Raw genomic sequence first — 26,434 nt, 5'->3', positions numbered from 1 at the left:
TCTACGCTCTGGACTGTGACGACAGCATCTTTGTCCGGAGTGGTCTACCCCTGGGCGCGGCAGACTGTGCCGCTGGGAGATTGGGCACCCGGCCGGGACCGGAGCAGCGCGCCTGCCTCGGAAGGGGACCACGGCCGGCGGCTGGAGGAGCTACGGGATGTGCCGGTGCTCGCCCTGTTCGGAGAGCGGGGCGCGGGCAAGTCAGTGGCGCTTGTTCAGGAGTACCAGGCCCTGGAGGCTGCGGGTGCCGAGGCGTGGTGGGTGAACCTGGGGCGGCACCAGACAGAGTCCCAGGCTGTGACAGCTCTGGCTGCCACGGCCGCTGCCCGGGTGGCGGGGGAGTGGTGGGTGTTCCTGGACAGTGTCGACGAGGGCTTGAACGTCCTGCCTGCCCTGGGCGGCTTGATTGCCGACTGGATCGACTCGCTCACCGTGGAACAGCGAAGCAATATGAGGCTGCGGTTCAGCTGCCGCACGGGGCGCTGGCCCGACGTCCTGCAGGACACCCTCACGAGGTACTGGCAATCGGCGCTGCAGGTACGGCACATGACCCTGGCCCCGCTCAGCGGCCACGATGTTGCCGTCGCCGCTGAAGACTACGGTCTGGATGCTGGTGCCTTCAGCACCCTGTTGCGCGAGCGGGGCCTGACGCAGCTGTCCAGGACTCCCGTCACTCTCCTGCAACTGCTCGAATACCAGCGCGTCAAAGGGGCCCCGCCGGCCACTGCGGCAGACGCCTACCAGCAGGCCTGCGTACTCTTGTGTTCCGAGACCCGGCGCCCGGCCGACATACGTGAACTGCGGGCTCAGCCCACGGGGCAGCGTCTGCTGCCGGTCGCCGCCCGCGTCGCGGCGGCGATGCAGTTCGGTACACACAACGTGCTGAGCGATGCCTCCCCACAGCGCTCAGGTCGCAGGGAGATCACCCTGGCCGAACTGGAAGGCGGACTTGAGCCCGGCCTGCTGGACGGCCAGGTCCGGTGCACGACCGACGAACTGCGCCGGCTCACCGAGTCCCATCTGCTCGACCCTGTCGGCCTGCTGCGGTGGACCTTCACACACCGTAGCTACCAGGAATTCCTGGCCGCCCACTACCTGCATGCCCACCAGGTCGACCCACGCGCCCAGGCCGGCCTGCTGTGGGTCGGAGACGGCGCAGCGCGGCACATCTACCCGGCCCACCGCGAAGTGGCCGCCTGGCGCAGCGGCACCGACAGCACCCTCTTCGAAGACCTCCTGCGCGACGATCCGCTGGTGCTCCTCCTGGCCGACCTGCCTGCGCGGCCAGCCGCCGACCGGGCCCGAGTCGTCGAAGCCATCTTCAGCCTGGTCCAACAAGACGACACGATCGACATCGACCACACCACGCTGCACCGTCTCGAACACCCCGGACTGCCGCAGCAACTCCTGTCCCGCCTGCGACCGGACGCGGATACGCTGGTGGTGTACACGGCGCTACGCGTGGCCCGGAGCTGTCCCGATCCAGGGCTGAACGATGCCTTGCTGCAGGTCGCCGAGACCACCAGCCTGTCCCAGGAGCTACGCGCCCTTGCCTTGCGCGCCCTCGCCGGTTTCCGACCGGAAGACGTTCAGACAGTGGACCGGATCAGGCAACTGGCGGCCGATGACCCCTCACCGGAAGTCGTCGCTGCCGCCCTATCCCGACTGTGGCCCAGCCACCTGTCCCTGCGAGAACGGCTCGACTTCTTTCGCGATCCGGCCGACGACTATTACGGTCATGCGTGGGTGCTGCGCTCGGACATCCCCGCCCAGCTGACCGCCGTCCAGACCACTGAGGCTCTGCGGTGGGCCCGCGACACGATTCAGCAGCCGCTGCAAGGGCGCAGCATTATCCTGGCCATCAGCCTGATCAGCCGGGCGGTCACCCTGGCCGGCACCGACAGACTGCCTGGACTGCCCTGCCCCGAGACCCTCATCAGCGAGGCCCTCATCGCGCTCGCCAACCACCGAGATCTGCTGTACAGCGTTGAAGGACGGACCGAACACGAGGCATTGGGCGACGCCTTGCGCGCCCAGCACAGCCTGCGCCGCGCCCTGACACTCCATCTGCTCAGCCACCTCGGCGAGAAGGACTTCTTCCGCGTCTGGAGCGCGGTGCCACGTGGAGGCCTGACCACGTACGACGACGCGTTCTACTGGATGGAGCATTGGGAACAACTCGCTGACGTGCCACCCGCACTAGCCCGGCTGCTCGTGTCCATCACCCCACCGACCGACCCCGAGCTGCAAGCTCTGGTAGAAGCAGCCTGCCGAGCCCATCCCACCCTCCGGCAGATCAAGGAGCGTTGGGCTCCGGCCCTCGACCCAGAACCCCGCCAACAAGCCGATACCACTCGCGACGAGAGCCGCGTCTACAGCGAGACCCGGCTGCGCGAAGGACTTGCCGCCGTCCACACCGCCAGCCCCGAGACCATCCGCCGCGCCTGGGGCACCGTCATCGACCAGATCAGATGCACCCGCGACGGAACCGAGCCTCCTCGCCTGTGGGAGGACCCGCTGCTCCTGTGGGCGCACCACGCCCCGTCCCGTCCAGGTCAGGGCAGCGACCTCGATGCGGAGCTGAGGACTGCCGCCCGGCAGGTGCTGACCACCGCGCCGCCCCTGCCAGCGCACCTGCTGGCCTACGGCGGGCGCGCCAATCCGCGCCTGATGCTGGAGCTCAGCGCTTTCGCCGTATTGAGAACCCCGGACGAACTCCCCTCGGCGACGCCTGCTCACTGGGCCGGCTGGGCTCTCGCCCTGGCCACCACGAACGCTTACACATCCCCTGGCGAAGCCGTCCGGGATGCCTTCCTGCCCTACTGCGCTGAACAAGCTGGCCCCGCGCTGATCACCCTGCTTGACGAGGTGCTCCGCGATCCCCACACGGACGCCGACACCACACACGACCTGGCCCGCCGCCTCAGCGTCCACACACAGCCGGACGCCGTCGACGCTCTCACCGTCTGGGCCGACCACCCCGACCGCGTCCCCGGACACTGGCAGGGCGTCACCAGCGCCCTGGCCTTCACCGGTCACCCCAGCGCTCCCGCCCGCCTGCAGACGGCCCTCGACCTTGACCCCTCGCGCCCGGCCACGACACCCGAAACCCTGACCCGATGGCTCATGGCAGCGCAGATCCTGCTGCATTGTCCGGCACTGCCGAAACTGTGGCCGCTCGTGCACAAACGCCTGAACAACGAGGTGCTCGCCCGCGCCTACATCGACCAACTCGGCCAGCGCCTCGTCCACCACTACACCCAGCCGCACCAGTTGGCTGGCCTGTCCGAGGAAGCCCTCGCCGAGCTGTACCTCGTGCTCGCCCGACATGTGACAGCGGAAACCCTGGACCCGCCCTTGCGCTCCGGCTGGATCGGCGAGGACCACTGCGGCGAGCTGATCCGATCCATTCCGCCGCTCCTCCAGGCAAAGAACACGCCACAAGCCGCCCACCAGCTGCGCCGTCTGGCCTCTCAGACAGGGCTGTGGCGTCTACGCCACCTCGCCCGGCAGACCGCAATCGCAGCCGCGCAGTCTCTGCATGCCCCGGTAACGCCCCCTCAGCTCAGAGCACTTGCCGAGCACTCACACCAACGCCGCTGGGTCACTGACGAAGGACACCTCCTGACGCTCGTGCTGGAGGCTCTCGGCCGCTTCCAACACGCCCTGCATCGTCCCAACGGCCTGAGCATCGCCCTGTGGAACCGCTCGGAGTCCTCCGCAGCCCAAGCCGAGTGGTGGCCCTGTTGGGAGGAAGATCTCAGCGACATCCTTGCCGCGTTCCTCCTGCAGGACATCGGCGGCTACCGCGTCGTCGTCAATCGTGAAGTCCAGCTCGACCGCCCGGGTCTGGCCGGCCGCCGCACCGACATCCAGATCGAGGTCCCAGCCCCGCCAGACAGTGGGCATGACCCGGTCAGACTGGTGATCGAGTGCAAAGGCTGCTGGAACAGCACACTGCCCACAGCCTTGGAACACCAACTCGTCGGCCGTTACCTGAACACCCCGCGTACGGCAGGCGTCCTGCTGACCGGCTACTTTGACTGCGACCGCTGGACGGCTACCAAGCGGCGATCCTGCCCCGCAACTCATCACACGCTCACCTCCGTTGACCAGCACCAGCAGCAACAGGCCCAAACACAGCGAGCTCACAAGGGTGTACCCGTCGCAGCCTTCACCCTCGACTGCACCCTGCCTTCGCCGCCATCTGAAAGCCGGCAGGCGTGAAACGCGGCGACGAGCCGGGCGGCCATAGAGCCGATCAGATGCCCACGATGACCAACGGATGTTGCAGGCCACGGCATCTTGGCGATCTTGTCGCCCTGGTTGGGAAGGTCATACGCGGCGCGTGGGCCAGCGCGCCGATCCGTGCCCCGCAGGAGATGGACAAGAGCGCACGATGAGGGCATGCACGATCAGCTGTGGCAAGAGCATCTGACCACTCATTCAGCGGGTTGAACAGCCGGATGAGCTCCCTTTCTGCGTCACCGACCGGTCGGTCCTTCTCCTGCTCCAGGGCATGGGTGAACTGCCAACGATCTGTCGTGCTTTGCGGCACCGAGGTGCGCTGGAGCATGCAGGGGGATCGCTGCTCTACGCGGACCGCCTGGGTTTCTGCGCCCTGTGGGACGGCCGCAACAGGTTCATGGAGTTGCGGTACCTGGCTTATTCCCTCGCCGTAGATCGGACAGGTTGACCCGCTTTAATACCGGCCGAAGTACCGCACGCTCCTTATGGCGTTCCTGCCATCGTTTCTCGAGTTCCTTGTCCTCCAGCTCTATGTAGCTGACTCCGGCGCCGGACTCGGGCAGTATCCGGAAGGCGTCTACGCCACCGTTGTCCGCTATAAATTCCTCCGCCAGCTCGAGGAATGCCGGGGCCGCGTGGTCGATGTGCAGCTCGGCCGCGGACCGGATCGGCGTTCCTGTGACGGAGCAGAGCAGAGGCTGTCCGGAGCTGAGCGCCGCGTTGCGTGCAACCGTCACTTGATCGGCAACCGCGTGCCGCAGGGCGGCAAGCACCTGGGTGCGCTGGCTGAACGGCGTGAGGCAGGCGTTCCACGAGAAGTCAGCCACTTCGCCGTCGAGCCGCACGAGGCCGATCCCGACGCTTTTGCGGCCGTGGTCGGTGTGGGCGATGACGCGGAAGTGAGCTATGCCGACCCCGCGCTTGAGGTCGTATTCGGGGTGGCGTTCGAGGAGGTCGCGGCAGAAGGCATCGTCGTTAGGGTCGGTGACGTCACCACCTATGCCGTATCGCTGGACGATACCGCGGCAGATGTTCCTGACAGCCTCCTTGGTGGGGTAGTGAGTCATACCGATGGTGATTCCTCTGGGCACGGGCATCTCCGTTCGACGCAGGAAAGCGGGCATGCGCATGGCGAGGCCATAGACACCGTACTTCCGGTCACCTCTTCGAAACTCCAAACGAGTGTTCCCAGCGCTCTGACAAGCTGTCAGTGCGTCCTGCCATGCTGCTCACCAGCTCAAAGCCGGTCCGGCCGAGACCGTCTGGCAGACGGAGTTAACAGCAGGCTCGCGGAAAGGGACGACAGGGTGGCGCTGAAGGCGACCGAGGAACAAGCGGCAGCACGAGACAGCTTCGCGGCTGGTCATGATCTTGCCTTGGTGGCAGGTGCCGGTACGGGAAAGACATCGACGCTGGTGATGATGGGTGCTGCAACCTCCCGCCGCGGCATGTACATCGCCTTCAACAGGCCCATCGCGCAGGAGGCCAAGGCCCGCTTCGGCGGCAACGTACACTGCAGCACCTCCCACGGGCTGGCCTACCGCGCGCTGGGGAGCCGCTTCAAGGCCCGTTTGGACGCCTCACAGCACATGCCCCTATGGCGCACCGCGCAGCTCCTTGGTGTCGATCGTGATCTCGCCGTCGGCGGGCGCCGGCTCAAGGCGACGACGCTGGCTCACCTGGTGATGGAGATGGTCAAGCACTTCTGCTACTCCACCGACGAACAGGTCGCAGCGCGTCATCTGGGTACCGTCAACGGCCTCGACGAGCATGGCCAGCAGTACCTTGCGCGAGTCCTGTTGCCCAAGGCCCGGTGGGCATGGGACAACATCTGCTCCCAGCACGGCACACTCCCGTTCAAGCACGACCACTACCTCAAGATGTGGGCGCTCACCCGGCCCCGGCTGCGCGCCGACTACGTCCTGCTGGACGAGGCACAGGACACGAACCCGGTCCTCGAGGAGATCTTCCTCGCACAGGACGCCCAGCGTGTCTGCGTCGGAGATCCCTCCCAGCAGATCTACGAATGGCGTCACGCCAAGGACATCATGAGCGGGTTTCCTGGCATTCAGATGGAACTCACCCAGTCCTTCCGGTTCGGGCCGGCCATCGCGGAGGTGGCCAACCACTGGCTCCGCGCGGCCACCTCGACGATGCAGCTCACCGGCCACGCCGCCGAACCGTCCACACTGACCGAGGTGGAGATCCCCGACGCGGTGTTGTGCCGAGGCAACGCCGACGCCCTCGCCGAGGTCCTGCGCTTCCTGGACCAAGGCGTGCCCGTCGCCCTGGCAGGCGGAGGGAAACCCCTGCTGAACATCGCGAAGGCAGCGATCGACCTGCAGGCCGGCCGCCGCACTTCACACCACGACCTCGCGCTCTTCTCCTCCTGGGGCGAAGTGCAGGAGTACGCCGAACAGGACTCCGCCGCCGCCGACCTCAAAGCCATCGTGGAACTCGTGGACACCTACGGCCCCCAGCAGATCATCCGCACAGTCCAACGCATGAGCCACGAAACACAGGCACGCGTCGTCGTATCCACGGTGCACAAGGCCAAAGGCCGGGAGTGGAACCGCGTACGGATCGGAGCAGGCTTCACTCCGCCCGAGGACGACTCCCCTCGCAACGTGCACCCAGCCGCCGCCCGACTCATCTACGTAGCCGTCACCCGGGCCCGCACCCAACTCGACATCACCGGCATCAAACGGCTCCAGACCCACGCCACCGCCGCGACAGCAGACGCCACCCCCGAAGGCATCGCACTGGCCCGGCTTCCGCTTACCGGACAGCTGAAGTACCCACGCTCCCCGATCTCCACGTTCCTGGCCCGCCACCTTCCCCACCCAGAACGCATCATCGCCTCCTACCTCCAGCACATCCGCGGTCTGCCACACCCCGTCCAGCCGCTGAACGAACGCCGCCCCGACTACGCCGCTCTCGGCCACACTATCGACTACCGGCTGCGCCTGAGCCTCGGCTCCGACCCGGGGCCCGCCGCGATCGCCGGCGTCGAACTGATCGGCAGCGACCTCCCCATTAACGGAGCACCTGCCCGCGCGGTGCGCGCCAATCTCCACATGATCGGCACCAGCGTTCTGGGCCGCCTCCATGCACACCTGACAGACGCTTCCCGACAACTCGACGACGACGAGTTGACCAGACTGTGCTTCGTCACCGGCTTCTTCGAAGCCGTCTACCGAAACGGCTCCTTCTCCCGCAAGCGCAACCTCCTCGCCCAGGTAGACGAGCACACCACCGTCACAGGCGTGACCAGTGCCGTGCCGAGCTACGTCCTCGACGACATCGACGAGCAGATGAAGCTCGCAGAAGAGCCCTTCGCCCCCCTGCGGAGCCTGCCGGCCCAGCAGCGCGTATGCGGGCCGATCTTCGCAGGAAGCGCTGATGTGAAGGCCGACGCAGACTTCATCGCTAACGGGTTCCTCATCGACTGCAAAGCCCTCACCCGCCCCCACCGCATAGGGCGAGAAGAGGTACAGCAGCTCGCTGGATATCTCCTCCTCGACTACGACGACCGCTACGGCATCCGCGAAGTCGGCTTCTACCTCGCCCGCCAAGGCACTCTGATCCGCTGGACGGTCCCGGACTTTCTCGCGACGCTGGGTGCCCGCACCCAGCTTCCGCAACTGCGTGCGGCACTACGCACACACCTGCGGGGCGACCGCCCCGCAGCAGCCCAGCCCTAGGCAGGGTCTGCAAAAGATCTTGCCAAGATCTTGGGGCTGGATGAGCAATGATGTGAGGTGTCGGGCCGCTTCGTGACGTATACCTGGGCTGGCATGTGGGCGCACCTGGTGCGGCTGTGGGGCAGGGTGCCTCACAGTGAGTGTGGAGGCCGCAAGGGACGTGATCTCTTTTCGGCGTACATTCCTTCGTCGGCTGCCTTCAGTACGTCGTCTGCGGTCGTGCCGCAGTGGGCCCAGCTGATGCCGAAGCTGGCGCCCACGCGGATCGCGTGGTCGTGCACCCTGATCGGCGGGATGATCGCGTTGCGCAGCCGTGTCGCGAGGTCCCGGGCGCTGGTGGAGTTGAGGTCGTCGGCGAGGACGGTGAACTCGTTGCCGCCGATCCGGGCGACGTTAGCGGTGGGCGGGGCTGCGCTGACGAGCCGGCGGGCGACCTCGATGAGAACTGCGTCTCCGGTGTGGTGCCCGAAGCGGTCGTTGATGGATTTGAAGCCGTTGAGGTCGCAGACCAGGACGGCCAGACCGCTTCTGTTCTGGTTGCCGTGATCCTGCGGCGGCAGGAGGTGTTTGTGCGGGACGATGCTGTCTTCCTCGTCTGCTTCTGCAGTCTCGGGAGGGCCGCTGCACATCCGCGCGTCGAGGCGGCGGCGCAGTTCGCTGCGGTTGGGCAGGTCTGTGAGTTCGTCGTGGCTGACCTGGTGGAGAAGCTGGAGTTCGCGGAGTTTGCGTTCCTCGATGTCTTCGACGTGGGTGAGCAGGAAGCGCGGTCCGTCGGCGGTGTCCGCGACGACGGAGTTGCGCAGGGAGGCCCAGACGTATGTCCCGTCGCGCCGCGCGAGGCGCAGCTCGGCGCGGCCGCCTTCGGCGGAGGTGCGCAGGAGCGTGCCGATGTCCTCGGGGTGGACGAGGTCGGAGAAGGAGTAGCGGCGCATCGCGGATGCGGGGCGGCCGAGCAGGCGGCACAGCGCGTCGTTCGTCCGCAGGATCCGCCCATTCTGGTCGCCGCCCATCTCGGCGATGGCCATGCCGGAGGGCGCGTACTCGAAGGCCTGGCGGAAGGACTCCTCGCTGGCCCGCATTGCCTGCTGTTCGCGCTCCAGGCGGACCAAGGCGCGCTGCATGTTGGCGCGGAGCCGGGCGTTGCTGATCGCAATCTGGGCTTGAAAGGCATAGGACTGTAGGGCGGCCTGTTGGTCCGGACTGGGCCTGCGACCGTTGCGGGGCCGGTCCGTGCAGATCGCGCCGAGCAGCTCCCGGCCTGTGGCTCCAGAAACGTACATGGGAGCGAAGAGTCGATCTAAGGGCTGCCACGCCTTCTCTCCCTGGTGCGCGAACTGTTCCTCCGTGTGCCACAGGGGGATGGCTTCAGCGTCGAGCTTGCTGGCCGCGGTGTGCGATATGAAGCGGAGGGCACCCCATTTCTCTGCTGTGGCGAGCCAGAGCTCCCAGGCGTCCCGGGAACCGACGCGGCCGATGATGAGCGCCTCGGCGGCGGTGTCGCCCGCAAAGGCGGCGACGACGAGATCGCCATCGGGACGCACGAGATGCACGCTGGCTATCTCGTAGCCAAGATTGTTGACCACGCCGTCGGCGACGGCCTGCAGCGTGTCCGCCAGATTCCGGGCCTGGTGAAGGTCCTCAAAGGGGCCAGGCAGGCTGTATGTCTCTTCCTCTTCTGCTACATAGGCAGGGTTCTTGACGAAGAACGTGCGGCCCACTTGGTTGCGGCCCTGGCATTGGGGGGCGGGGCGTCCCTGCCGTCTCAGGATGGACTGCATGCCCATGAAGACGGTGTCGAGGTCGAGCAGCTCCGGGGCATCGGAGATGCCGTCGGTCAGCACGCGTACGAGAGCACCGGTGAATGCCGTGTACGGATCCCCTGGCGGGGCCAGGGCGACAGCGTTCTCGGCCGCGGCGGCCAGCACGTAGGTGCCTTCCGCCTCGGCGAGCTCCGCCATGCCCGCTCCGGAGGCCTGCACGCCCATGGCGCGAGCGCTGAAGCAGCAGTCCAGGATGACGATGCACCGTTGGGCGGGGCTCGCCGCCAGGCCCATGCGCACCCAGTCGTAGGGGAAGGCCGTCGAATGGACTGATGCCTGGTCGCTGTCGGGCATGGCCAGATGGAGGCGGCCCTTGAGGTCGAGCAGTCCGTGCCCGGCGTAGTAAAGCAGGAAGGTGTCCGACGCGTCCTGGGCCGTGCGGAAGATGAGGTCGTTGACCTCCCGCATTGACGCAGGGTTGAGCAGCTGGTGACATCGGGACGGGCCCAGCCCCCACACCTCGCCGGCAAAGAGATCAGCGAGCGTGGACAGGTTCCGGCTTACCGCCGGAAGATCCTCCAGAGCGTCGAACCGGTCCACACCGATGAACAGGGCCTGGGATCTGTCGGACACAGGAAGCCTGGACACGGGCGCTCCTCCTACTGCTCGCCCAGCAACTGCTCCGCCAGACGCTGGGCCTCCTGTGGCGAGGTGCCGGTGATGGTCACCTTGGCGCCGTTTTCACGCTCGATCGTGACGGCCGGGGGCTGGGGCCGGGTGGCCCGCCACGAGGCAATGGACACTCCCAGCGCGGCGGCGTTGAAGCCGCTGCCCAGTGCCAGCGACACGATGTCGAAGACCATGCCCTGCTGACCGGGAACGGGCTGCGCCGAGGACGTCAGGCTCAGCTGCGCGGTGCTGCGGACCTTCCGGTCGAGGAGCAGCCATTCGTGCAGAGACCGCGCCTCTCCCTCGTCCGTGCCGCCGACAACCTGCAAGGTGACCTTCAAGTTTCCTCCCCCGTAGTTGAGTTGCACCGAGAGCCAGAATAGGGGGCATACGCCTCCAGACATGCGATAACGGGGGACAGGTGGACTCCCGACCGGGCAGCGCATGCGGGACTCTGGAGCGAGGGAGCAGCGCCGGTTGGAGTGGCGGTCGGGGTAGGGAGTGCGGTTTTGAGGGGGTGGGTGCGCAGGACGGGGCGCCAGTGGGTGGGTAAGGCGCCTTCGCGCGGAACAGGGTGGCGAGTTCGGGTACGGACAGGTTGTTGAGTCCCATGGCGCGGGCGGTGTTCTAGGTTCGGATGTTTTTGTCGAACGGGGCAAGCATCTGACCGGCTGGCAGGTGGAGGTCACCCACGCCATCAAGGAGACGGGTCTGAGCTTTAACACCGACGCTGTTTTCGCGCTGCCGCCGAAGACCAGCGAGGTGCGCCTCTTCGAGCTGGACAACGGCACCATGTCCCAGGCTCGGCTCGCACGTGAGGTCTGGGACTACGAGCGCTACGCCGGACACCGCGTCTGGGAAGGCGCCCGCGGCACGATCGGCAACACGTTCCCGTTCTGGCAGCGCCACCGCTACACCCGCTCCCAGACCTTCCCGCGCCTGCATGTCGTCCTGGCGGGCAAGGAGGAGCACCTGCTAGACAACCGCCTCCGGGCGCTCGCCGACGACGTGAAGGGCATCGCCGTCGCGGTCTGGGTGAACACCCTGCCCCGGCTCCAGCGCGGAGATCCCTGGTACGAGATCGGCGTCGACGGCCCGGACGGGCGCCGCGAGTGCTACCCCGAGCCAATAGGCCGCTGACAGGGTCGGGCAAGCCACCTCACAACGGTGGCTTGCCCCGGAGCTGGTCGCCCGGCTACGCCATAGCGACGGCCACGGTCTCCAGGACGGCGCGCTGCTGCGGGTCGACGGGAACGTTGGCCTGGCGCAGCGAGCGAAGCGTGGCACCTTCGGCGCACAGCCTGCACAGCCCGATCACCGGCATCGGACCGGCACCGATCAAGGTGTGCGAGGAAGAGCTCTCGTAGACGGGCCTGTAGCAGCCAGGGCACAGCAGGCAGTCCTCGAATTCGTCCGCCGGCGGCGCATCCGGACCGATCAGCGGCACGATCCGCAGAAGGTTCTCCCCGGCTTCGGCCCACAGCCCCATAGGCCGTTCCGCGCTCCGCCGCGCGGCTATGCCCGCAGCGACCTGCCCGCGCTATGAACGCGACGGCCGCATGATCGGTTACTCCAACCTGACACCGGACGCGCCGCGCAGCGCCGACAGCGGCCTTTTCGCCCGCCGCACCTTCTACTTGCTGCCGCACGACCGTCCCAACCGGCCCGACGATCCCGAGTGCCCCTACCGTGTGGGCTCGCCCCTGGAAGCCGTCGACCCGCGAACAGTGGCAGCCGGCAAGGCTGGGTCGAAGCCCCCCCGCTCTCAGGCGACCGGGGAGATAGTGCCCACCCGCTCGTGATGCGGCCCGTGTTGGCGCAGCATCCGCGAGGATGGTGTCGTCGAGGACGATGTCTCAGCCGCAGTCGACTCCCACTGTCTTGATCGCGGGGGTACCGGCTCGGGGGTGAGCGAGGTTGCGTGATCGCCCCGCGACGCATGCTGCGGGGGTACTCCGGCGGCCGCGGCCCACGAGTCGTCGACTTGCCGGACCAGGCGGGGCAGGACAGCGGCTGCAGCATGTGCATGCGGTCGGCGATGTGGCTATCGAGGTTTGAGCGGGAGTCGCGTCGCGGCGGGCTGGGGAGGCTCTTGTCGGATCCCGGCGTGATCAATCGTGATGACCGTGTTGATTCGCTCGCCGCGAGACCGCCGAGGGAGCCGATTCGGTGGGTGGGCCCAGGCTGCATCCAGTGCGCACCGGCCTCTGATGGGGATCTCTGGAAACGGCCAGAGCCGCTCGTCTCCTCACTTCATTAGATCTTGAAGTGAGAGGGAAGGATGGGGAGCGATGAGCGCGTCCAGGGGCGCTGAGTAGGGTCATGACCGTGACTGATTCGAAGGGCCGATGGCCGAAGACTGACCCGGATAGCGGCGTGGAGGATGCGGTGCTGCTCATCTTGGAGTGGCTTGGTGAACAAGGCGTCGGCGCCATGATCAGAGTCGATGCTGAGCGGTTTCAAGCTGGTCTGCCTGTATGGACTTTCACTGCAGGTGGCGGCCCGTTGGCTCGTGGCATGAGGGCCGATGGTGCGTCGGCCGGAGAGTGTCTGAGCAGGGGTTTGATCCGCCTGCGCGAGGGCGGCTTGACGGTCCCGTTTTGACGTCTGGTCCTCACCATCGGCATGTCGAGCGGAAGAACGTCTGCATCTACTCCCATCTCAAGTCCTGCTCGTCATCCGAGGTCGCGGCGATGATCGAAGAACTGCTGCGGCACGGCACCGACGCCGAGATCGAGTCCCAGTACGTCGACACCCACGGCGCCTCGGTCGTCGGGCTCGTCTTCACCGAATGCTCAACTTCCTTTTGCTGCCGCGGCTGAAGAGCATCGGCCGCATCCGCATGTCCCGCCCGGACCACACACCACCCGGCTGGCCCGCACTCGGCGCCTCGCTGACGCGGCCGATCCGTTGGGAGCTGATCGAGCAGCAGCCGCTCCATCGCCGGTACGCAACCATGCATGGGCCCGCTACGGGGCCCATGCTGACGGGCAGGTTCAGCGAATGTTCACGACCGGAGAAAGCCATCGTTACCGAGGTCGGCGTTCATGCCCCGGTGGCCCGGCTCAGCTGACCTACGACTGCGAGGTGAGGGCCTCCACCTCGAAGCGCAGTTCGTCCACGGCGGCCTGCGCACGCGCGATTGCCTCCTCCTGAGAGGCACCGAGCGCCCAGGCGAAGGCGGCGCGCGCGCCGGAGCCGGTCAGCTGCGTGAGCTCGGAACCGGATTCCTTCATCACAGTGACCTCCTGGACTCCAGGCAGCTTGCGGGCCGCCTCAACGCCCTCGACCGCGCTCACTCGGCCGATGGTTGAGGGCATCGCGTATCGGATGGCCGCGCACTGCTTGTCGGAGGCAGTCTCGTACGCCGCCACGGCTTGCTCCGCCGCGGCCAGGACCGACTGGCCGAGGTAGCGTCGCGCCGCCGCGTCCGGCATGTCGACGCCCGTCACGGCTGCCACCATGTTGGTAATTCGGTCGCCGCCAGGGCGCAGATGGGTCTCCACAATGCGCACGGCGTCGCCAGTCACGATGATTTCGGTGTGCGTCGCAGTGTCTCGCACTCCCAGCGCGTCCAGCATGCGTGTGACGGTGTCCGAGATGCGGCTCCTGGTGGGAGCGTCGAGCGGCGCAGGCACGACGTGCCCGAGCTCGACGAAGTGCTCTTGGTCTGCGGACTTCTTCGTGATGGAGACGACCAGGTGACGGCCGTCCTCGCTGAGGCACTCGACGCTGTACTCGTCGCCGGTGTGGAAACGCTCGACGATGAGGTCGGTCGAGTCGAGGTCGTGAGTTCCCTCAGAGCTCCAGGTGAAGGCGCCATCGAGGTCCTCCGGGCCGACCAGGCGACTGATGCCCTGGCTCGAAATGCCGCGGCGCGGCTTGCAAATCAGCGGGTAGCCCAGACGTTCGGCTGCCGCGCGCAGCTCGTCGGGCGACGTCACGAGCACACACGGAGTGTCGTCAACGCCTGTTTCCTGCAGCCTGCGCCGCATGGTGAACTTGTCGCCTACCGCTTGCACGGCCTCGGCACTATGCCAGTTGATGCCGAGGTCGGCGGCGATGGCCGCAGCCTTCTCCAGGTCCTTCTCGGTGAAGTTGCCGATAGCGTCGATCGGGTCCAGAGCGTGGATCGTCCGCGCCAGGGCCAGCCATTCAGCTTCATCAGTGTCATCTGGAAGCACGATGACACGCTCGAACTTCTCCATGTCCCACACTCTGTGCCACATCTCCTGTCGGGTGATGAGGCTGATGCGTACGCCCGGGGACACCCGTCGTGCAAGATCGGGCTTGTTCTTCGCCCCGGTGATGATCAGGAGGTGCTTACTGGTCATGCTTCGCTTCTCTCTTCTCGATGCTGTGTGCGGGGCTGCGTAATGGCATGGATTTATTCGCTCCACACTGCTGTGTCGTAGAACCACTGCGCGGCTTCCTGCAGGCGCTTCTCGACTTGTTCCTCGCTCGATCCGGTCACCATGATCATGGCAGCCTCATCGTTGGAGCCGCGCATCAGCGTGTATCGCTGCCCTGCGGGCTTGTACTTGTAATCGACGGCCCACTCAAAGGGGCAGGATTCTGGGACGGATTCGAGGAAACCTGCTTGCGGTGAGATGACAACGTGTCCGGCAAATCGCTTCTGCAGCTCTGCGGCAGAAGGCCAGTTGGGCGTGCCCAGACCGCACAGTGCGCGCACGGCGGCCATCTTGTAGTCCACCTCAAACCCGAAACGGTTCTCCTCGAAGATGGAGATGCCGCCCAGTCGCGCTCCTACCTCGCCGAACACAATTTCACCGTTAGGCCGCTGCCACACCTCCATATGGAACATGCCCTCGGGGCCGAAGGGCAGCGCGGTCTCCAAGACGTTCCTGGCGAAGGAGGTTATTTTCTTGGATAGTTCGCTCCCTGCGTCCAGCAGGGAGTTCGCGAAGTGTCGGCCGCTCAGGAATTCGAGATTGGTTCCGATCAGACGTGCCGCAGTGATGTACTGGCACTTTCCGTCAGCGTAGAAGCCATCCACACGGTACTGCTGTCCGTGGATGAATTCCTCGGCCAAGAGCACTGGCATCTTGTCGACGATGAATCCGGAGAAGTAGCCTCTCTCGAGGAGGTCGTCCAACTCCTGCTCCGTCTCGATGACGTACGTATGCGTGGAGCCGGCTCCGCACACAGGCTTGAGCACGATGGGGTAACCGACCTCTGCAATGAAGTCGGTGACATCGAGCGCGTTCTGCACCTTCCGGGCTCGTGGCACCGGAATGCCCAGCTCTTTCAGGGGCTGCTTCATGAGGTACTTGTCACGCATGTGGAGGGCTTCGCCCCAGTTGGGGCCAGTAATCCCGTGCCGTTCGCGCAAGAGGGCCGCACGCATCACGTCCGCTTCGGACATTGCGATGATGCGCCGGAAGCTGCCCTCCGCCACGATCTTGTCCACATACTTCAGGACCCCATCGTTCATGGTGTAGTTCGGGAAGGCGTGGATCTTGGAGAAGGCGGATCCGTAGTGCCGTTCCAGCCACTCCGTGTCGTGATGGGCATCAGTGCCGGTGACGAGGGTGGCTGTACCCTCCGTCGCGGCCAGCCATTCCTCGGGCGTGCTGCGCAGGAGCACCTTCAGATTGCTGAGTATCAGATTTTCCACTTGTGCTCCTGTGGTGTGCCTCAGATGGGCCGTGGCGGATAGCGGTGGCCTGCAGGTCGGATCAAGGCCGCCGGCGATGGGGCCTGCGCGGGCCGGACGTGTAGATCAGGATGGGCCGGGTGCGCGTCGCTCCGCACCCGGCCTGCGCCCGATCAGGCGTCGGCACCGACCTTGCCCACACCGAGGCGGGGCTCCATGCGCAGGTAATACCCGTTGCTGACGTCGTAGAGATCATTGGTGTCGATGGCGGTGTCGGGAGTCAGGCGCTCCTGCTGGTCGGCAGCCACGCGGGCTCGCTCTTCCGCCTCTGCGGCGGCGTCGAGCAACTCCCGTACCGGTGTCTTCTGCTGCTTCTGTTCCAGGATCACCTGATTGATGGACTCGCTGGCCTTGCCGCTGGCGTCCGCAGCCTCGCGCATGTCGGTGCCCCCGGAGATGATCTCCCCGAATGCCACGTCGGCGGTTTCCTCCGACACGGCCTCGTCACGAGCCAGCGAGTCAGCCAGGGCGAAGTACCGGTCCTTACCGGCGTGCTTCTGATAAAAGCCCGACACCAGCGTGAAGAGTCGGACGTAGGCATTGCGGAAAAGGGTCTCGTAGAAGGACTGGGCCTCGGTCGGCGTGACGTCGCCGTGGGCGATGCCGGAGATGGATGCCGCGGTCAGAAGGCCGCTGTACATGGCCAGGTGGACGCCAGTGGACAACAGCGGGTCAAGGAAGCATGCGGCATCGCCCATGAGGAAATAGCCGTCGCCGCAGAACCGGTCGGCCACGTAGGAGAAGTCCTGCTCCACCCGCGCCTTGCCCTGGAAGGTCCCGGACGCCACCAAGCCCTTCACTGTGGGAGATTCGGCGATCATGGCGAGGAGCATGTCCTCGCTAGAGCCGAACTCCTTGCGGCGCTCGACAAAGTTGGTCTTGTGGGTAACGAAGCCCACGCTGAAGCGGTCGCCGCTGAGCGGGATCACCCAGTACCAGCCATCGTCAGAGGAGACGACGTTGATGCCACCCTTGGGGCTGTCAGGAAGCAGCTCGCCCCCGTCCCAGTAGCCCCAGATCGCCACGTTACGGAAGATCTCGTGAGGCTGACGGTTGTCGAGGTGCTGTGCACCGATCAGTCCGGCGCGACCGGATGCGTCGAGGACGAAGTCAGCATGTGTGGTAAGGGTCTCGCCGCTCTCGGGGTCAATCCACTCGGCGCCGATGGCGCGGTCTCCCTCAAAGAGGACCCTCTTGACGCGTGCGTTTTGGACGACGTCGACTCCGCTCTCCTTGGCATGCTCGAGCAGGACGTGGTCGAAGTCGGCGCGCTCGACCTGCCATGAGCGCATGTCGGGGCCGAATTGCTGAGTCCAGTCGATGACCCAGTCGGCCTCCTTGCCCCAGCGCAGCAGCGCTCCGGACTTCGAGGTGTAGCCGCGAGAGTTGACTTTCTCAAGCGCGCCGAGGTAGTCGAGGATTCCGCGGCAGGACGTCGTGATCGATTCGCCTATGTGATAGCGAGGGAACACGGCGCGCTCGAGGAGTTTCACGGACATGCCCGCCTTAGCCAGAAGCGAACCCGCCGTTGATCCGGCCGGCCCTCCACCTATGACGAGCACTTCAAGCTTCTTGCTCACGAGATCTACTCTCTTTCTGTCAAGCACGTATAGCCCTGGCAGGCCCACGCTGAGGAGGGACCGCATCTTGGAACTTGGAAGGTGGGCGAGAGCTTCCATGGCCGTCGGCCGGTTGCCACTCGGTTTGGGCTGTGAGGAAGCGGCCTGGACGGCGAAGTGCGTGAGCGCACAGCCTTTGGCGCAGACAGCAGGAAACTGCCGACTCCTGACGAGTAACCTTATGGTGATTTCTTGCCAGGCTGAACTCGACGGCTCAAGTTCGGAATTGATCCTGCACAGCCATTCAAGACCATGTCAACCCGTGACCCATTCAAGATGAATCAGTTCTGTGAAACGGTCGTTCAGGTGCGGGTTTGCAACAACGTTGCGACCCCTGACAATGCCGTCAGGAGATCTGCACGCAGATAGGTAGCGGCGCGCGTGGGCAGCCTGGAAGTGCCTACGAGAGAAGCGGTCGTACCTGGATGCGCAGGGATTGGTGAGCGTGCGGGAAAGGCCCTTCAGACATGGGCATCCGGGGCCTGTTTGGCAGGCTGCCAGTCGAGTATCGAGCGGTCTTGCTGTCTGAGATGCTCCTCAGCCGTGTGCTCGATGCGGCCCATGGTCCATCGCAGGATCGGAGGCGCCATGAGCGATGTGACGATGGCTACCAGGACGACGAGTGTGTACGAGGAAGCGTTCAGCACACCGATGCGCAGTCCTGCGGCTGCGATGACCAGCTGGATGACGCCGCGGGTGTTCAGGGCACCGCCCAGTGCAAGAGACTCCCAGGTGCCGATGCCGACTGCTTTGGCACCCGCGAAGACACCGACGATTTTCCCGATGACGGCGACCAGCAGAAGGGCTGCACCGGCAGCGAGGGTCACCGGATCAGCGAGGGCACCCAGATCCAGGCGCAGGCCTGCGGTGGCGAAGAAGAGCGGCGCGAACACGGCAAGGACGACGGTACGCAGGGGCGCAAGCCGCGCACGGACGCTCCGCGGGCCTGCGCTGATGAGCATGCCCGCTAGGAAGGCTCCGAACATGGCCTCCAGCCCCAGCCAGTGCGTGGCCGCAGCGCACAGGATGACGAAGGCAGTCGCGCTGCCCACGACGAACGCGGTGTCTGAGGTGCGCTCGGCCGCCTTCATGACCCGGTTCGCCAAAGGTCTGAGCAGGCCGAAGGTGATGGCCAGTACCAAAACTGTGGCGAGGAGGGGCCTGATGATGCTGTCTTCTCCCGCGCCGCCGACGGCCATCGCCGATACCACGGACAGCAGGATCCATCCGATGACATCGTCCACCATGCCTGCGGCCAAAGTGAGTTGGCCGACATTTCGGTGAATGAGGTTCATGTCCGCAAGGGTCTTGGCGATAACAGGCAGCGCGCTAACGCACAGCGCCACAGCGATGAAGAGCGCAAAGACGGGACGGTCGACGCCGTCGGGGTGCAGGCGGGTAGGCGCCACCCAACCTGCGGCGAAACCGAGGCCGAAGGGCAGGACCAAGCCACCGAAACCGACACTGAGAGCGGTGGAACCACGGCGTCGTATGAGCGAGAGATCCATCTCCATGCCCGTGATGCCGACCAACAGCAGCACTCCGATCTGGCCGAGCGCGTCGAGCAGGTGGAACTGGCCGGCGTCCTGGGGCAGGAGCCAGTGGGCGGCCGAGGGGGCGACATTGCCCAGTACGGTCGGCCCGAGCAGGATTCCGACGCACAGTTCGCCGGCCACGGCCGGCATCCGGAGCCGGGTGGCGAGGCGACCGCACAGTACGGCGAGCAGCACGAGCAGTCCGGCCTGGAGCAGAAACACGAACAGTTGGTGGGAAGGCAGCGGTGGGACCGGTGGGGTTGCGAGGAGCATGGTGCAATCTCCGGGACGGAATGCGTCGTGGGTGGCGGACAGTGCCGCGCGCGACGCCGCGGGTTTAAGGGTGCAGTGACGTTCAGGCTGATGAGTAGCGGTGAGCCTGCGGCTTGGGCGCCAATCGCCGGCCCTATCCGTCGCACGTGGTGATGGTGATGTGGGACACCGCTGCTGCTGCTGCTCCGGCCGCGGAGCCGGGGGGTGCCACCGCAAGGACGTATCCCTGCCGTCCGAGCCAGCTGTTACGCAGGCTGGGGATGGCGTCGCCCTCCCGAACTGAGAGACAGACCTGCACGACGCCGGGAACCGCACGGGCCTCGTCAGTTCCGGTGACGCTGGTGACGATGCCGGGAGCGGAGGTGAGGAAGGCGATGGCAGCTTCCTGCAAGGCCTGCGAAGGGGGTTCGGGGGCGTCCCCGGCGAGCAGTTTCCAAGCCGCCCCTACGAAGTTGAAACCGTAGGCCTGGCTGATCAGTTCGCTGATACTGTCGCCAGGCGCGCGGCCGGCGCATTCGATGACCATCGGCTGGCCGTCCTGGACGATCCACTCGGCATGCAGGATCCCGGTGCGGTAGCCGACGGCGTCGACGAGGCGGCGCATGGAATCCAGAAGTGCCTCCCGCACGGGCGCGGGAATAGGGGCGGGAACGAGGTGCCCGGTCTCGACGGGGTGCGGGCCGGGGGCGACGGTCTTCTGCGTGATGTTGAAGAAGATCAGCTCTCCCTCGGACGCCAGCGCTTCAACGCTGTACTCCGGTCCGGTGAGGCGTTCTTCGACGAGGTAGCGATGCTTCCACGGGCGGTCGGCCACCTGACGGGGCTCCTCGGCGCTGACGAGTTCCTTCCAGGCATAAGCCACTTCGTCAGCGCTGTCGATGAGGGTGACACCCAGGCTGGCCTGGCGGTTTGACGGTTTCAGCACCGCTCGGCCGGATGCCCGGGCGACGAACGCTGTGACGTCCTCGAGGCTGCGGACCTCCTCGAAACGAGGGCCGGGCATGCCAGCGGCTGTGGTCACCCGGCGCAGCGACAGTTTGTCGGAGAGGGTGTTGGCGGCCTTGGTTCCTGCGCCTGGCAGCCCCAGGCGTTCGGCAATCAGTGCAGTTGGCGCCACGGCGTATTCGTTGCCGGGTACTACCGCGGTGAACGGCCTCTGCGCGTGGGCGGCCAGGACCGGATCCAGGCACTCGTCGGACTGTTGGTAAGGGGCGAGGATCACCTCTCCCACGCAGGTCAGCGACTGCCGGGCCCGGGCCAGGTCCTTCTTGCGGTAGACGTCGGGTTCTTCGACGACGGTCAGGCTTCCGGGCGGCAGGATGGCATCGATATCGGAGACGAGTAGGCGGTTGAAGCCCACCAGAAGCGGTCGGTGCTCCATGAAGGGATGTGGGCTGCGCAGGTGTTGGGGCAAGGAAACCTCATTAGGGGGTGGCGTGCGTAAGGTGCTTTCGTTCGGCATAGCAGCGTTCACGCGGGGGCCTCGGAGTTTGCGGTGGAAGCTGAGGTCTGACGACGCTGTGCCCACCGCACAGCAGGACCCATGGCGAGGCCTGTGATCAGGAAGAGGCCTCCGAGGACCACCCACCCGTACACGCCCCACGCCACGGTGAGCGGGATCAGTACCGCCGGAGCGATCATCTGCGAGAAGGACATACCGGTGTTGAAGAAGCCCTGGTACTGACCGTGCTGGTCGGCCGGCGCGAGATCGTAACTAAGGAGAGCGGCGGCAGCCGACTGCACCATCTCCCCATACACGTGGGCAACGGCCGCGACCACGAGGATGCCCCCGGCTGTCGTGGCTGATCCGGCCGCAGATGCGGCGAAGACGAGGCAGGCCAGCAAGAGTGTCAGGCCTGATCGGCGCCAACTGCGCACGGCGTGAGCCACCGTGGTGATACCTCGGCTGACCCGCACCTGGAAGATCACCACGGACGCGGTGTTGAGCAGAACCAGGGCCGCCACCATGGAGGCCGGGGCCTGGGTATGGCGGGCCAGCCACAGCGGCAGTGCGATCTCGGTGATCTGGAAGTGCACCATCATTATTGCGTTGATCAGCGTGACGGCCGCGTAGGGGGCATCGCGCAGCACGGACAGCGGGGGAAGGGCCGGGCGCCGGGCCGCGTTCCCCGGCGCGTCGGCTAGCGAGCGGGGCAGCCGGAGGATGATCAGAGGGCACAGAGTGAGGCACAGCGCGTTGAGCCCCATCACGCACAGGTAGGCAGTGCGAGTGTCAAAGGCCAGGGCGATGCCCGCCAGGCCACTGCCAACCCCCATGCCCACGTTGCCAATTGCGCGTAGGTAGGCGCGCGTGGTGACTGCCTCCGCTCCTTGAACGACTTTGGCCAGGGCCGCTTGTCGCGCGGCACTGCCGCCGCCCTGGAACACGGAGATGAGACACGCGCAGACCACGAAGGGCCAGAAGGAGTCCACGACGAGGTACCAGATACTGACAAAGGCCGCCAGGGCCAGCAGTATCGCTGCGGTTACCCGCGGCCCCCGCCAGTCGGCCAGGTATCCGAAGGGAACTCCGGAGAGCAGGCCGCAGACGGCCGCCGCCGTGAGCCCCGTGCCGAGTTCGGCGAGCGACAGCCCCACAATCCGCGTGAAATACAGCGTTGAGGCGGTGACGAACGCTCCGCGACCAACCGCGTTCGCCAGCGACACGAAGGCCAGGAGCCGAGCGTTGCGGTCAGCCGGCAGGGGGAGTCTGACCATGGAGGTGAACTGCCAATCCGTCAGGGGCGAGGCGCCATATATGGGGGGCCGCGTGTGGCTTGCAAGCAGCGGCGAGCATCGACGGTGACAGCGTCCGAGAACGCAGCAGCATTCGATGTCGCCGGAGCGGGCGCACCTCGACCGGCATGGGACCGAGACCGTCGCCCTCGTCGCTGAAGTAAGCGGGCTGACGGCACGGGGGCTTTGGGGAAGCACTGGCCTGGCTGGGGCACCGCGCAAGGGGCCCAGCGGCACGGCCGAGTTACTACATGCAGCAGCTCCGGGCCAGATGGTGATCGGGCACCGGCTTGGCCGGTGAGGCCTGCTTCATCTGTGGGCGGAGACGCAGAGCACGGGGCCGTGCGGGGCTTCTTCGTTGGTGCATAGAAGGTCCTCTTACCGCTGCGGCCGACGCCTCCAGCGGTTGCCGAACACGTCAGGATTCGCGGATGCCTTACGCGACTGTGACCGCACTTAATTCAAGCATCAATATATTTCGCTTGAAAACCCTTTCACACCACACTCGCCTGCCGCAACGGGGTGTGACGCAGGCCACTTTCGACGGTCAGTGGCGTCTTGTTAAGCCTTCTTTCGTATAGGTGGCCGACAGTCGCGTATTCGATCCAGGTAAAGCCACCGGACCCCAAAAGGGTGGTCAACGGAAAGCAAAAAAGGTTGCCTAAAAGTGGACATATATTCGCAGGCGGGGCGAACGGAGGGTTCCGCAGTGGTTGACAGAGGGTTGCGGCGGGTGATCGTCTTCGGGTGTCCTTGGGACGGCTTCCGGCCAATGAATTGGTGGACGCGCGACCGGGACTTTGCAGATGCGGCATGGGCCCCTGCTGCCCCCACGGCGGCTTATCGCCAATCTTCTTGGAAACTCGAAAGGCATCGCTGTGGAACATCGCACTGCGCGAAAGCTCGCCCGTGTCGAGCGCTCCGCCACGATGGCGCTCGCTGATCAGGCTCGCTCGCTGAGGCAAAGCGGCCGCCAGGTCGTCAACCTCGCCGGCGGTGATCCCCACTTCGGCACGCCCGCGCACGTCCTGGAGGCGGCGCGGGACGCTCTCGACGAGGGGTTCACGCATTACACCTCCAGCCGCGGCCTGCCTGAGCTGCGAAAAGCCGTGACCGATCGGCTCTCACGCAAGTTAGGGGTTACCCGCGACCCCGACCGCGAAGTCATCATCACGCCGTCGGCGAAGCATGCGGTCTTCGCCTCTCTCATGGCCGTGCTCGACCCCGGCGACGAAGTCCTCATCCCCACACCGAGCTGGGTTAGCTACGTGCAGATGGTGCGGCTGGCCGGTGGCCAGCCGGTACCCGTTCGGCTGTGCGCCGACGATAATTTCACGCTCTCGCGCGAACGCCTACAAGCCAAGCTGACGCCGAGGACAAAGGCCATCGTCCTCAATTACCCCACTAACCCAACCGGCCGAGTAGCCAGTATGCCCGAGCTGCGTGATATTGCTGAAGTTGTCGCCGCGCATGATCTCGTCGTGATTTCGGACGAAATCTATGAGGACATTGTATTCGGACAGACAGTTCACCGATCACCTGCCGCGTTTCCCGAGTGCGCTGAACGGACGCTCACCGTCAGTGGATTTTCTAAAAGTTTCGCCATGACCGGGTGGAGGCTCGGTTATGTCTCTGGCCCGCGCGAGTTCGTGAACGCCGTACTCAAGGTGCAGGAACACTCCGTCGGGGAAGCCGGATCGTTTATCCAGCGGGGAGGAGTGGCCGCACTACTCGGCGATGATGCTCCTGTGCGCCGCATGGTAGAGCAGTATGATCGCCACCGGAAATGGGCACACGGAATGCTGAATCAGGTTCCCGGGATTGAATGTGCGCTACCGGAAGGCGCCTTCTACCTCTTCCCCGACATATCCGCGCTCGGATTTTCCGACTCCCACACCTGCGCCCAGTGGCTCATCGACAAGGCGGGCGTCGTCGTGACACCCGGATCCGCCTTCGGTCCCGGTGGCGAGGGGCACATCCGGCTGTCGCTGGCGCCGCCCACCGCCACGGTGGAAGCGGGGTTCAACCGCCTGTGCGATGCCCTCTCCACGTTCCGCTGAGCGCCTGGTTCCGCACCCCATTGCCCGCACGGAGGAAGCATGCATCATCAGTCGACGTCCAAGAGGATCCGCATCTTCGACACGACGCTGCGCGACGGGGAACAGGCCCCGGCGAACGGGATGACCCCGGACCAGAAACTCGAAATGGCTCTGCGAATCGAGGCGTTGGGAGCCGATTGCGTGGAGGCCGGCTTCCCTGCCTCCTCGCCCAGCGACTTCGAGGCCACCCGCAAAATCTCCCGCGCCCTCACCACCGCCAGATTCGCCACCTTCTCCCGGACCCGTCGTGAGGACATCGACCTTGCGGTAGAGGCTGGCGGCACGGAGAACCACGAAGTGCAGATGGTGGCAACAGGCAGCGACATTCACCTGAAATACAAACGCGGGGTCACCCGCTCCGAGGCCGTCGCCGAGGTCTCCACCGCAGTCGCCCATGCAGCCTCGCTCGGCATCACCCACATCTCCGTGGGCATCGAAGATGCCAGCCGCAGCGACGACGAACTTCTCAAGGAACTTACCGATACCGCAGTCACATCCGGCGCCACCTGCATCATTCTGGCAGACACCACTGGGTGCATGCTTCCGCAGGAGTATGGCGAGCTCATCGGCAAGATCCGCAGCTGGGTGCCCGACCCCATTCGCGTCTCCACCCACTGCCATGACGATTTCGGTCTCTCCCTGGCCAACGCCCTGGCCGGACTCGAGTACGGCGCAGACGAAGTACAGGTCACTCTCGGGGGAATCGGCGAACGTGCCGGGAACACACCCCTGGAGGAACTCGCCGCGGTCCTCGCTTACAAGGGCGACTTCTACAAGATGCACACCGACATACATCTGGCTGGCATGCACGAGGCCTACACGGCGCTCCGCCAGATGATCTCGCTCGTCGAACCCCGCAACAAGCCCATCTTCGGCACCTACGCCTTCGGTACGGTCGCGGGCATCCACCAACAGGGCATCCTCAGCAACCCGGCGACCTATGAGTACGTGGAACCGTCCATCTTCGGCCGCAGGCGCTCGCTGCTGATCGGGCGCCATTCCGGCCGCAGCATCCTGCGCCACCTGCTGAACGACCTGGGCGCACACCTCACCGATAGCGAGGTCGACGACCTCTACCTCAGGCACATAGCGGAGCGGCGCGGCAGCGACTGCGAGGACCTGGCCGTGCTGCGCCGTCGGCTTGCACTCGAACTCGGGAAGCGCGAGGCTCTCTTGACACCCCGGCACGCTGGCTAGCGGGCGCGGACACATGAAGTACACCTATCTGGGCCCGCGCGGAACCTTCACCGAAGCGGCCCTCCGGAGTCTGCCCAACTCCTCGGAGATACGCGCGGAGCCCCGTGCCACCGTGCCCGCGGCACTCGCGAACGTGCGCTCCGGCAAGAGCGACTGCGCCGTGGTCCCGCTGGAAAACTCCGTCAAGGGCGTCGTTCCCGCCACTTTGGAGGAACTCGTCAGTGGTGAAAGCCCCTTGCACATCGGTGCCGAGGTGCAACTCCCCGTGACCTTTCACCTCATGATCCCGCCGGGGCAATCTCTGGCTGATGTCACCACGGTCCTGAGTCATCCGCACGCGCATGCACAGTGCCGCAAGTGGCTGGACCTGCACGTGCCCGGCGCCGACACTGTCTTCTCGACCTCCACTGCCGCGGCTGCCCGCTCGGTCGCCGAAGGCGGTGAGCGCCACGTGGCAGCGATCGCGTCCGACGCCGCGGCACAGTCCTACGGCCTGAACTTGGTCGCCTCCGATATCGGCGAGCGTAGCCACGCGGTGACACGATTCATCGTCGTCACCAACAGCCGGACATTCCAGCCGGCCACCGGTGACGACCGCACCAGCCTGGTGGTGTCGGCCGAAGGCCTGGCGGTGGGTGTCCTCGTCGACCTGCTGCAGCAGTTCTCCTCACGCGGGGTCAACCTGACCGGCATCCAGTCCTGGCCCACCGGATCGGGGTTGGGCAGCTACTACTTCTTCCTCGACCTGGACGGACACATCCGGGAACCAGCGGTGTCCGAAGCCGTCGCGGCCGTCCGGCGCAGAGCGACATCCGTCCACGTGCTGGGCAGCTACCCGAGGCACCAAGTCGTACGATCCGCTCGCCCGCGACCGCAGATGGCAGGTATCTGAGCGGTTCGAAGAGTAGCCCCCTCTA

General features: G+C 65.8%; 20 protein-coding genes and 1 pseudogene. 10 read left to right on the top strand and 11 right to left on the bottom strand.

Annotated elements, in window-relative coordinates:
- Positions 1 to 159: 159 nt before the first annotated feature.
- Positions 160 to 4,227 carry a hypothetical protein gene (locus IG54_RS0127295; RefSeq protein ID WP_030789987.1) on the top strand — a complete coding sequence of 1,356 codons (4,068 nt, stop codon included), beginning with the start codon at positions 160 to 162 and terminating at the stop codon, positions 4,225 to 4,227.
- A gap of 416 nt (positions 4,228 to 4,643) precedes the next feature.
- Here IG54_RS0127295 and IG54_RS43870 read toward each other — a convergent pair whose 3' ends face one another.
- Positions 4,644 to 5,315 (bottom strand): DCL family protein, encoded by a 672-nt coding sequence (locus IG54_RS43870; protein ID WP_030789983.1) that lies wholly within the window; start codon positions 5,313 to 5,315, stop codon positions 4,644 to 4,646.
- Between IG54_RS43870 and IG54_RS0127285 the strand changes: the two genes are divergently transcribed.
- Positions 5,307 to 7,952: a UvrD-helicase domain-containing protein gene (locus tag IG54_RS0127285; RefSeq protein ID WP_420712287.1), complete on the top strand. Its 2,646-nt coding sequence runs from the start codon at positions 5,307 to 5,309 to the stop codon at positions 7,950 to 7,952. The genes IG54_RS43870 and IG54_RS0127285 overlap by 9 nt on opposite strands.
- A 131-nt stretch (positions 7,953 to 8,083) precedes the next feature.
- Here IG54_RS0127285 and cdgB read toward each other — a convergent pair whose 3' ends face one another.
- From cdgB to IG54_RS0127275, 3 genes and pseudogenes are all read right to left on the bottom strand, one after another.
- Positions 8,084 to 9,607 (bottom strand): diguanylate cyclase CdgB, encoded by a 1,524-nt coding sequence (gene cdgB, locus IG54_RS0127280; RefSeq protein ID WP_420712288.1) that lies wholly within the window; start codon positions 9,605 to 9,607, stop codon positions 8,084 to 8,086.
- Between the two features lie 87 nt (positions 9,608 to 9,694).
- A pseudogene (locus tag IG54_RS43135) lies at positions 9,695 to 10,345 on the bottom strand (caspase family protein); the annotation flags it as partial.
- A 26-nt stretch (positions 10,346 to 10,371) separates the two neighbouring features.
- Positions 10,372 to 10,722, bottom strand: a complete 351-nt coding sequence (locus tag IG54_RS0127275; protein WP_051820037.1) for an effector-associated constant component EACC1 — start codon at positions 10,720 to 10,722, stop codon at positions 10,372 to 10,374.
- Between the two features lie 322 nt (positions 10,723 to 11,044).
- Between IG54_RS0127275 and IG54_RS0127270 the strand changes: the two genes are divergently transcribed.
- On the top strand, positions 11,045 to 11,521 hold the full coding sequence (locus IG54_RS0127270; RefSeq protein ID WP_051820035.1) for a replication-relaxation family protein: 477 nt from the start codon (positions 11,045 to 11,047) through the stop codon (positions 11,519 to 11,521).
- A gap of 55 nt (positions 11,522 to 11,576) precedes the next feature.
- Here IG54_RS0127270 and IG54_RS0127265 read toward each other — a convergent pair whose 3' ends face one another.
- A complete protein-coding gene (locus IG54_RS0127265) occupies positions 11,577 to 11,870 on the bottom strand; it encodes a hypothetical protein (protein WP_234336365.1) in 294 nt (97 codons plus the stop codon).
- Positions 11,871 to 11,898: 28 nt separating this feature from the next.
- On the opposite strand from IG54_RS0127265, the gene IG54_RS43130 reads away from it, so the two are divergent.
- From IG54_RS43130 to IG54_RS41495, 4 genes are all read left to right on the top strand, one after another.
- Positions 11,899 to 12,183, top strand: coding sequence for a DUF6009 family protein (locus IG54_RS43130; RefSeq protein ID WP_267883673.1), 285 nt, complete (start codon positions 11,899 to 11,901; stop codon positions 12,181 to 12,183).
- A gap of 526 nt (positions 12,184 to 12,709) precedes the next feature.
- On the top strand, positions 12,710 to 12,985 hold the full coding sequence (locus IG54_RS40585) for a hypothetical protein (RefSeq protein WP_078594572.1): 276 nt from the start codon (positions 12,710 to 12,712) through the stop codon (positions 12,983 to 12,985).
- Positions 12,982 to 13,203, top strand: coding sequence for a Tn3 family transposase (locus IG54_RS40580; RefSeq protein ID WP_158708934.1), 222 nt, complete (start codon positions 12,982 to 12,984; stop codon positions 13,201 to 13,203). Before IG54_RS40585 ends, IG54_RS40580 begins: the two co-directional genes overlap by 4 nt.
- Positions 13,173 to 13,454 (top strand): Tn3 family transposase, encoded by a 282-nt coding sequence (locus IG54_RS41495; RefSeq protein ID WP_106977097.1) that lies wholly within the window; start codon positions 13,173 to 13,175, stop codon positions 13,452 to 13,454. Before IG54_RS40580 ends, IG54_RS41495 begins: the two co-directional genes overlap by 31 nt.
- Position 13,455: 1 nt before the next feature.
- Here IG54_RS41495 and IG54_RS0127250 read toward each other — a convergent pair whose 3' ends face one another.
- The 6 genes from IG54_RS0127250 to IG54_RS0127225 form a co-directional block, all read right to left on the bottom strand.
- Positions 13,456 to 14,715, bottom strand: a complete 1,260-nt coding sequence (locus IG54_RS0127250; protein ID WP_030789962.1) for an ATP-grasp domain-containing protein — start codon at positions 14,713 to 14,715, stop codon at positions 13,456 to 13,458.
- Between the two features lie 53 nt (positions 14,716 to 14,768).
- Positions 14,769 to 16,019 carry an ATP-grasp domain-containing protein gene (locus IG54_RS0127245; RefSeq protein ID WP_030789959.1) on the bottom strand — a complete coding sequence of 417 codons (1,251 nt, stop codon included), beginning with the start codon at positions 16,017 to 16,019 and terminating at the stop codon, positions 14,769 to 14,771.
- 152 nt (positions 16,020 to 16,171) lie between these two features.
- Complete coding sequence (locus IG54_RS0127240; protein WP_030789956.1) at positions 16,172 to 17,638, bottom strand: NAD(P)/FAD-dependent oxidoreductase; 1,467 nt, start codon at positions 17,636 to 17,638, stop codon at positions 16,172 to 16,174.
- Between the two features lie 500 nt (positions 17,639 to 18,138).
- Entirely contained in the window at positions 18,139 to 19,434 is a 1,296-nt protein-coding gene (locus IG54_RS0127235) for a cation:proton antiporter (RefSeq protein WP_234336363.1), read from the bottom strand.
- A 184-nt stretch (positions 19,435 to 19,618) separates the two neighbouring features.
- Positions 19,619 to 20,866 carry an ATP-grasp domain-containing protein gene (locus tag IG54_RS0127230; protein WP_030789949.1) on the bottom strand — a complete coding sequence of 416 codons (1,248 nt, stop codon included), beginning with the start codon at positions 20,864 to 20,866 and terminating at the stop codon, positions 19,619 to 19,621.
- Positions 20,867 to 20,955: 89 nt separating this feature from the next.
- Positions 20,956 to 22,152, bottom strand: a complete 1,197-nt coding sequence (locus IG54_RS0127225; RefSeq protein WP_234336362.1) for an MFS transporter — start codon at positions 22,150 to 22,152, stop codon at positions 20,956 to 20,958.
- Positions 22,153 to 23,099: 947 nt separating this feature from the next.
- On the opposite strand from IG54_RS0127225, the gene IG54_RS0127220 reads away from it, so the two are divergent.
- The 3 genes from IG54_RS0127220 to pheA are packed head-to-tail and all read left to right on the top strand — an operon-like array spanning position 23,100 to position 26,409.
- Entirely contained in the window at positions 23,100 to 24,281 is a 1,182-nt protein-coding gene (locus IG54_RS0127220; protein ID WP_030789943.1) for a pyridoxal phosphate-dependent aminotransferase, read from the top strand.
- A gap of 39 nt (positions 24,282 to 24,320) precedes the next feature.
- Complete coding sequence (locus IG54_RS0127215) at positions 24,321 to 25,517, top strand: LeuA family protein (protein WP_051820028.1); 1,197 nt, start codon at positions 24,321 to 24,323, stop codon at positions 25,515 to 25,517.
- 13 nt (positions 25,518 to 25,530) lie between these two features.
- Positions 25,531 to 26,409, top strand: coding sequence for a prephenate dehydratase (gene pheA, locus IG54_RS0127210; protein ID WP_051820024.1), 879 nt, complete (start codon positions 25,531 to 25,533; stop codon positions 26,407 to 26,409).
- Positions 26,410 to 26,434 lie beyond the last annotated feature (25 nt).

It is taken from the genome of Streptomyces sp. NRRL S-920 (assembly GCF_000717945.1).
Lineage (GTDB): Bacteria > Actinomycetota > Actinomycetes > Streptomycetales > Streptomycetaceae > Streptomyces > Streptomyces alboniger.
Note: the sequence above shows the minus strand (reverse complement) of the source record. Positions and strands in the feature narration are given on the sequence as shown.